The organism is Mesorhizobium sp. M2A.F.Ca.ET.039.01.1.1 (assembly GCF_003998035.1).
Classification (GTDB): Bacteria; Pseudomonadota; Alphaproteobacteria; order Rhizobiales; family Rhizobiaceae; genus Mesorhizobium.
The window spans coordinates 1-8218 of record NZ_RZRY01000262.1; the positions used below are offsets into that span (position 1 = coordinate 1).

Here is an 8218-nt window from a genome sequence, read left to right on the forward strand (position 1 = left end):
GTGATATTGCGGAAATTGCCGAATGGCTTAGGAAGTAGTTAAAAAATTCGGAATGAGCGAATCTGCGGCGCCCCCGCCGTTCGTCATTTTCCAGAAAAGCTATGGCTTGTATCCTATTTTTTATTAACCGAAGCGAATCTGCATCGAAGTCGTCTCCCGCAGCAGTTTCGGCGATCCAAAATAGCGTATCATCATCAATTGAATCGACTTGGTTTTCCGCCATGTCGCGTGCAATTTCGGTTAAAACGTCGAGTACGAACCTGCGCAGACCACTTAGTTCCATGAGCTCAATGAGGGCATTGGGAAATTTAGTTGCTTCGCGCTCGATCATAAGCTTGGTAAGAGAGACCAAAGGCGGCGCTGACTCAAGATCGATGTCCTTAGATAACAACTCGGCGATTTGGGAGAGGAAGAACGGTCGCAGCGCATAAGAGCCCTCGTCAAAGAGGCCTAGCTCACTGGCTTCATCGACCCGCGCATCAGGCACTTTATTCTTTAGCCAGCTTTTCGCTGCATTGGGTGTGGTGGGCAGGATGCTGAACACGCCGACTTCGTGGTGTTCTTCGTCAAGTCTAGGGACGGCCTTGAGTAGTCGTTCCCTTCCGATAAACGTTTCTCTGCCCGCTAGAATTATGGTTCCCTCGCCCTCGATATCTTCGACGAGCTCTCGAACCTGTCCCCATGCGGTTTCGTAACCATTGGGATCGCCCAGTTCGTCGAAACCATCGATAGCAAGTTGAACCAGCCCATGCCTGACAAGAATCGGAATCTGATCGTATGTTACCTGGAGCCTTAAAGACTGAAGGCTGAAAGCCATCAGATCTTGAATAAAGGTCAATATCCTACCCCTGCTTTTGACATGCAGTATCAAGGGGCGTTGCGTTTTTACAAAGTCTCTGGCTCGAAGGGATGCTATCTGTTCGACGAAATGAGTCTTCCCAATACCCGCCGGGCCGTCAATTAATAAAACGCGAACAGACTGACCCGGCGCTCTTTCTTCAACCAGAAACTTCTCGATTGCCCCAATCTTGGCGTCTATATTCCGAGCTTTCGAGCTTAGTCTGCCGACTGTTTCAATTATATTCTTCTCCTTGATCAAGTCCTGGAGAGCTATTGACTGGGACGTGGCCCAAAGTTTCAAATTTGCAAAGTCGGTTGACGATAATAGAGATTTATAGTTAATAAATGTCTCGGCAGAAAATCCTTCCTTGTTGTACTCTATCTTTCCGCTCTTTAGGAATTTGACTGTAACTTCATGCCCCAGTCGAACGAAACGAAATATTGTTCCTGTTTCTTCTTCCTGATGATGTGGCGTGCCAGTGCCAATGTCCGCAAAAACTGCAAGCTCGTCCTTTATGATATCTATGTTATTTACCATTAGTCGATCTCCTGCAAGAGGCCGTCCAAGGAAAGGTAATTGTTATTCTTTCGACGTCTTACGAGCACCGTCCTGCCTCCGCGACTTTTTGACCATGCTTCTGCTACAAATAGTGCCGGGACGAGATCATCATCTTCCGCCAGCACTAAACGCCAATCTCTGGAATCGGATCGAGCGTGAGTTAGTATATCGCAGGCAAGTGATGTATCCACCATTTTTTCTCTGGGGATATTATCGTTTAGAGGTCTTCTGAACGTGTCTGGAAGATTTATTTTCGGCATTGACTTCCCCGACTGCTGCACAAATCGATGCGGAAGCGAATTTAGAAGGGTTTCCCCGTATCCAATTTGGTTTTCAATGTGAATATCTTTAGAGTTTACCGAAAAGACAAAATCAGGGTCGTTAACTACATCCATAACTGCTATTCTATTTTCCGTCGGGTTTAGTCCGCGGTGCCACCCATGATATAACCGAAGAGTTACCCGAAATCTAACGTTGGTGTTTGCTGATAATTTTTTCAGAGTAGATGATATTATCTTTGAAACGTTCTCGAGAGTCACGGTGGCGCGTGTGCGAGGATTGCGAATACCGGTCCCGCCGGCAATATGAATCTGGGCAGTCCAATCAACGAATGCTACAACAGACGTTTGGGTCATTTTGAATGCTTATTGATCCTAGGTGCAATGCAGCCAAAAACCGAGAAATTATCCACCTTGGGCAACGGGAATCTATTAGCCGTACGCCCTCGCATCCTGTCACAACGCCGACGGAAGGCAAGGTGGGAGCGCCTCGTTCAATAGGCAGCTAAGAGCTTTGTAGCAGCCGGAAACAATGTAGACGATGGCAGTCACCGTTAAGGTGAGTCCAGCGCGGTTCGTTCCGATGGTAGGTTGGTTCGCAGTGTGGAGAAGCCTTGGGCCTAGCCAAAATACTCCTGCAACGGCCGCACCTCCAAGTTCCCGGCCCTTAGCGCCGCGATCGCCTCCGCCACCGCCGCGGCGCCCGACAGCGTCGTGTAATAGGGCACCTTCTGCATCAGCGTCGCGCGACGCAGCGACTTCGAGTCCGACACCGCCTTCTGGCCGTCCGTGGTGTTGAAGACGATCTGGACCTGGCGGTTGCGGATGGCGTCCTCGATGTGGGGACGGCCTTCGAGCACCTTGTTGATCTTTTCGGCAACCACGCCGTTCTCGGCGAGGAAGCGTGCGGTGCCGGAGGTGGCGAGCACCTTGAAGCCCTGTTCCGCCAAACGCTTGACCGCCGGCAGGATGCCTTTCTTGTCCTCGTCGCGGACCGAGACGAACAGCGTGCCGGAGCGGGGCAGGTCGACATTGGCGCCGAGCTGGCTCTTGGCGAAGGCCAGCGCAAAGTCGCGGTCGAGGCCCATGACCTCGCCGGTCGAGCGCATTTCGGGTCCGAGCAGGATGTCGACACCGGGGAAGCGGGCGAAGGGGAAGACGGCTTCCTTGACCGCGATGTGGCCGGGATTGCGTGGGTCGGGCATGGCGCCGTAATGGGCGAAGGCGTTTTCCAGCGTCTCGCCGGCCATGATGCGGGCAGCAATTTTCGCGATAGGTCTTCCGATGGTCTTGGCGACGAAGGGCACGGTGCGCGAGGCGCGCGGGTTGACCTCCAGCACATAGACCGTGCCGTCCTGGATGGCGTATTGCACATTCATCAGGCCGCCGACGTTGAGCGCGCGGGCGAGCGCTGCCGTCTGGCGCTCCAGCTCGTCGACGAGGTCCGGGTGCAGTGAATGCGTCGGCCGCGAGCAGGCGCTATCTCCCGAATGGATGCCGGCCTCCTCGATATGCTCCAGGATGCCCGAGACGAAGGTCTCCTTGCCGTCGCAGAGGCAGTCGACATCGACCTCGATGGCGCCCGAGAGATAGGTGTCGAACAGAAGCGGGTTCTTGCCCAGCAGCGTGTTGATCTGGCCGGTCTTGTCGTTGGGATATTTCTGCTTGATGTCCTCCGGCACAAGGCCGGGCACGGTGTCGAGCAGGTAGGTCTGCAGCGTGCTTTCGTCATGGATGATCTGCATGGCGCGGCCGCCGAGCACATAGGACGGGCGCACCACCAGCGGGAAGCCTAGCTCGCCGGCGACGAGGCGGGCCTGCTCGACCGAATAGGCGATGCCGTTCTTCGGCTGGGTGAGGTTGAGCTTGTGCAAGAGCTTCTGGAAGCGGTCGCGGTCTTCCGCCAGGTCGATCATGTCGGGCGAGGTGCCGAGGATCGGGATGCCGGCCTTCTCCAGCGCGTCAGCCAGCTTCAACGGCGTCTGGCCGCCGAACTGGACGATGACGCCGACCAGCTCGCCCGAGGCCTGCTCGGCGCGCAGGATCTCCAGCACGTCCTCCGCCGTCAGCGGATCGAAATAGAGGCGGTCGGAGGTGTCGTAGTCGGTCGAGACCGTCTCCGGGTTGCAGTTGACCATGATCGCTTCATAGCCGGCGTCGCGCAGCGCGAAGGCGGCATGGCAGCAGCAATAGTCGAACTCGATGCCCTGGCCGATGCGGTTCGGGCCGCCGCCGAGGATGACGACTTTTTTCCGCGCTGACACGCGCGCCTCGTTGGCGGGTTCGCCGACGAAAGGCACTTCATAGGTCGAATACATGTAGGCGGTCGGCGAAGCGAACTCGGCGGCGCAGGTGTCGATGCGCTTGTAGACCGGATGAACGTCGAGCTTTTCGCGGTTCTTCTGGACGACTTCAGCATCGGTCCTGGTCAGCGAGGCGAGGCGGGCGTCGGAAAAGCCCATCGCCTTCAGCATGCGCAGGTTGACGGCGTCCTGCGGCAGGCCATGTTCGCGGATGCGTTCCTCCATGGCGATGATGCCGGCGATCTGCTCGAGGAACCACGGGTCGATCTTGCACATGGCGTGCACGTCTTCAAGCGAGGTGCCCATGCGGATCGCCTGCGCCACCATGCGCAGCCGGTCCGGCGTCGGCGTGCCGAGCGCGGCGCGGATCGCGTTGCGGTCGTCGGTGTGGCTGGCGGGCGCGCTGCCATGGCCGAGGCCGGGAATCTCGATCTCGTCCAATCCGGTCAGGCCGGTTTCCAATCCACGCAAGGCCTTATGCAGCGATTCCTGGAAGGTGCGGCCGATGGCCATCACTTCGCCCACCGACTTCATGGCGGTGGTCAGCACGGGCTCGGCGCCAGGGAATTTCTCGAAGGCAAAGCGCGGGATCTTGGTGACCACGTAGTCGATGGTCGGCTCGAAGGAGGCCGGCGTCGCGCCGCCGGTGATGTCGTTCTCCAACTCGTCCAGCGTGTAGCCGACGGCGAGTTTCGCGGCGACCTTGGCGATCGGGAAGCCCGTGGCCTTCGAGGCCAGGGCCGAGGAGCGCGAGACGCGCGGGTTCATCTCGATGACGACAAGGCGGCCGTCGGCCGGGTTGACGGCGAACTGTACGTTCGAGCCGCCGGTCTCGACGCCGATCTCGCGCAGCACCGCGATCGAGGCGTTGCGCATCATCTGATATTCTTTGTCCGTGAGCGTCAGGGCAGGGGCGACGGTGATCGAGTCGCCGGTGTGCACGCCCATCGGATCGAGGTTCTCGATCGAGCAGACAATGATGCAATTGTCCGCCTTGTCGCGGACGACCTCCATCTCATACTCCTTCCAGCCGAGCACGCTTTCCTCGATCAGCACCTCGGTGGTGGGCGAGGCGTCGAGGCCGGACTGGACGATGTCGTAGAATTCGGCGCGGTTGTAGGCGATGCCGCCGCCGGTGCCGCCCATGGTGAAGGAGGGCCGGATGATCGCCGGCAGGCCGACATGGTCGAGCGCCTGGGCGGCGATCGCCATGGCATGGCTGATATAGCGCTGCTTGCGGTCGCCTTCGCCGAGGTTCCAGCGGGTTTCCAGCGCGTCGAGCGCGGCGTCGAGATTTTCCGGGTTCTCTGCCTTGAGCGCCGCGCGCTCGGCCTCATGGGTCTTGCGGTCGGCGTTCTTGACGTCGGTGGCGTTGGCCAGCATCGAGCGCGGCGTCTCCAGCCCGATCTTGCTCATTGCCTGGCGGAACAGCGCGCGGTCCTCGGCCTTGTCGATGGCATGGGCGTCGGCGCCGATCATCTCTACTTGATAGCGCTCCAGCACGCCCATGCGGCGTAGCGAGAGCGCCGTGTTGAGCGCCGTCTGGCCGCCCATGGTCGGCAGCAGCGCGTCCGGGCGCTCCTTGGCGATGATCTTGGCCACCACCTCGGGCGTGATCGGCTCGATATAGGTGGCGTCGGCCAGCTCCGGATCGGTCATGATGGTGGCCGGATTGGAGTTGACTAGGATGACGCGGAAGCCCTCTTCCTTCAGCGCCTTGCAGGCCTGGGTGCCGGAATAGTCGAACTCGCAGGCCTGGCCGATGACGATGGGGCCGGCCCCGATGATCAGGATCGACTTGATGTCGGTGCGTCTTGGCATAGTCGAAAAATCCGTTCGGCGAGCGGCTTGCACGAAAAACCGGGCGGGGGAGGACCCGGCCGGTTGTGCTTGCGATTCTGGTATCAGGCTAGGAGGGCCTTATAGGGAAGAGTTTTGCGGGATGTAACCCCGAAAATGAAGGGCAGTAGGGCAGTAGGGCAGTAGGGCAGTAGGGCAGTAGGGCAGTAGGGCAGTAGGGCAGTAGGTGCTTTCTTCCCCTACTGCCTTATTGCCGTACTGCCTTACTCCCCTGCTGCCAGCTGGTCCGTGATCTCGAAGCGTTCGGATGGGCCGATGCGGATCATGTTGAGGTTGCCCTCGCGGGTAAAGCGGAATTCGTCCGGCGAGTCGGAGCCGGCGGGCTTGCCGTCATGGAAATTGATGACGCGCGTGCCGCCGTCCGGCCAGGTCACCGCCACGGTGCTGTCGCCGCCTGTGCGCGCCACTTCTATCTCGCAACGGGTCATCGGTTGGCCGACATGGCGAGCGCAGGGGATGCCGGCGTTGGGGGCTTCGGACGGGGCGTTCGTCGCTGCCGCGAAGGCAAGACCATAGGCGTCCTGCATGGCGGTCCTGCCGATCTCGGCGGCGGAAGGCGGGTCGGCCGGCTCGCCTCCGCCCAAGCGCGCCGCTATGTCGGGCTGCGGCTCGTCGGGACGCGATTGAGGCGCGGCAGAAGCGGCGGCCGGCGCGGCGGCGTCTTCAGGGGGAGACGCCGGGTTGTTGGGGCTGAGATAGCGTGCGGGCGCCCAGCCGGTTATGTGGGCGTCCTGCGTGTCCTCGACTTTGCACCAAGGATAATTGTTGACGGTCTTGCAGCCGTAATTCTTGACGGCCGAGCCGTTGGGCAGGCGCGCTTCGATCTTTCCGCCTGACGAAGCGGTAGCGCGAATATTGAGCAGATCGTCCGGCGCGAGACCACCGATGATCGAGATGATTGTGCCTGGCGCATCCTGAGCCAAGGCCGGGAGAGCGGCCAGGCACAAAGGAGCGGCGATCAGCAGCGACGATCGGAGCGTGACTTTGCGCTTCATCCCTCGGCCATAAGCAATGCACTTCAATCGTGGCGCTCAATCCTGGATACGAGCTGCGCTCAATCCTTCATAAAACCGGTCCGCAGCGCATGCGCCCATTCCGGCCTTCCCGCTTGTTCGGCCTGCTTTGCGGCGGCTTCATGGTCGTAGTCGACGGCGATGCTCTCGAAGCGGCTGGGACTGCCGTCCTTGCCGAGCTCGACGATACCATAGCGGGCGTGCGGTGAGCCTTGCTCCGAGACATGCGCCGGCGGCGTGTCGTCGTCATAGGCCGGGCAGCCGACGCTGCCGGGATTGAAGATGACCGGACCGCCGGGAATTTGGATCAGCTCGTTGCGGTGGCTGTGGCCACACAGCACCAGGCGACAGGCCGGATCGAGCGGGTTCAGCCGGCGCCTGATCGCGGCCAGCGGGGCGCGCACCAGCTGGCCATCGACAATGGCGTCGGCGAGATATTTCTCGTCATGGTCCGGCCGGGCGTGGAAGGCGGTGACACCGGGCGCGATCTCCAATGTCAGCGGCAAGGCCAGTAGCGCCTGGCGCTGCGCCGGAGTCAGCCGTTCCTGGGCATAGCGATCGGAGGGCCACATGGTTTCGTCGGCCGTGTCCTGCGCGACGCGGCGGTCGTGGTTGCCGCGTACCGTTGGCAGGTTCAGCGCCTGCAACCGTTCCATCGTCTCGCGCGGCCAGAGCGGGCCGGAGACGCAGTCGCCGAGATCGACGATGATGTCGGCGCCGCCGCGCCGGTCCAGATCGTCGAGCACGGCATCCAATGCCAGGAGGTTGCCATGGATGTCAGCGATAACAGCGATGCGCATGCGGTTCAGGCCGAAACCTCGACTTCGGCGGTGCCGACCGCCGGCAGATCCTTGTCGCCGTCAGCCGCGGCGATCACGCTGTCGAGCAGGCCGGGGAAACGCTTGTCGAGGTCGTCGCGGCGCAGCGTGATCAGCCGGCTGGTGCCGACCGCTTCGCTGCGCGTGACACCCGCCTCGCGCAGCTTGGCGAGGTGGTAGCTGAGATTGGTCTTGGAGGCGAGGTCGAGAAACTTGCTGCAGTTCATCGGCACGCCTTCCTTGCGAGCCAGATAGCGCACGATGGAAAGCCGGGTCGGGTCGCCGAGCACGGCAAGCACGATCGGCAGGCTGATCTGGTCGGCGGTTGGATGGGGCAGGCTCATGACCCAGAATTAAGCACAAACGGCACGAACTTCAACGCGGCTCCTCTTTCTGCCGACCGACATAGGCTCTTCTTTCGGCCGCGTCCTGTCACAGGGCTGTCAGCAGGGTTCAGCTATTTTCTCCCGGCTCGGTTGACATTATGCCCTGTTATGTCCAATTGTTCAATAACTTTTGAACTAAGGACAAATCCCATGGACAAGCG

The 8218-nt window shown here is 60.1% G+C and carries 6 protein-coding genes; all 6 read right to left on the reverse strand.

Annotated elements, in window-relative coordinates; genetic code table 11:
* On the reverse strand, positions 1–1378 hold a 1378-nt coding region (locus tag EOA24_RS19795), incomplete at its 3' end, for an NACHT domain-containing protein (RefSeq protein WP_127409990.1).
* Complete coding sequence (locus tag EOA24_RS19800) at positions 1378–1794, reverse strand: hypothetical protein (protein ID WP_126081732.1); 417 nt, start codon at positions 1792–1794, stop codon at positions 1378–1380. The genes EOA24_RS19800 and EOA24_RS19795, both read right to left, overlap by 1 nt.
* Before the next feature lie 503 nt (positions 1795–2297).
* Positions 2298–5801: a carbamoyl-phosphate synthase large subunit gene (gene carB / locus EOA24_RS19805; protein WP_127409991.1), complete on the reverse strand. Its 3504-nt coding sequence runs from the start codon at positions 5799–5801 to the stop codon at positions 2298–2300.
* A 242-nt stretch (positions 5802–6043) separates the two neighbouring features.
* The gene (locus EOA24_RS19810) at positions 6044–6835 is read right to left on the reverse strand and encodes an SH3 domain-containing protein (RefSeq protein WP_126081734.1); all 792 of its coding nucleotides are present in this window, start codon (positions 6833–6835) and stop codon (positions 6044–6046) included.
* 59 nt (positions 6836–6894) lie between these two features.
* Positions 6895–7653, reverse strand: a complete 759-nt coding sequence (locus EOA24_RS19815) for a metallophosphoesterase family protein (protein WP_127409992.1) — start codon at positions 7651–7653, stop codon at positions 6895–6897.
* A gap of 5 nt (positions 7654–7658) precedes the next feature.
* The gene (locus EOA24_RS19820) at positions 7659–8015 is read right to left on the reverse strand and encodes a helix-turn-helix transcriptional regulator (RefSeq protein ID WP_126081735.1); all 357 of its coding nucleotides are present in this window, start codon (positions 8013–8015) and stop codon (positions 7659–7661) included.
* Positions 8016–8218 lie beyond the last annotated feature (203 nt).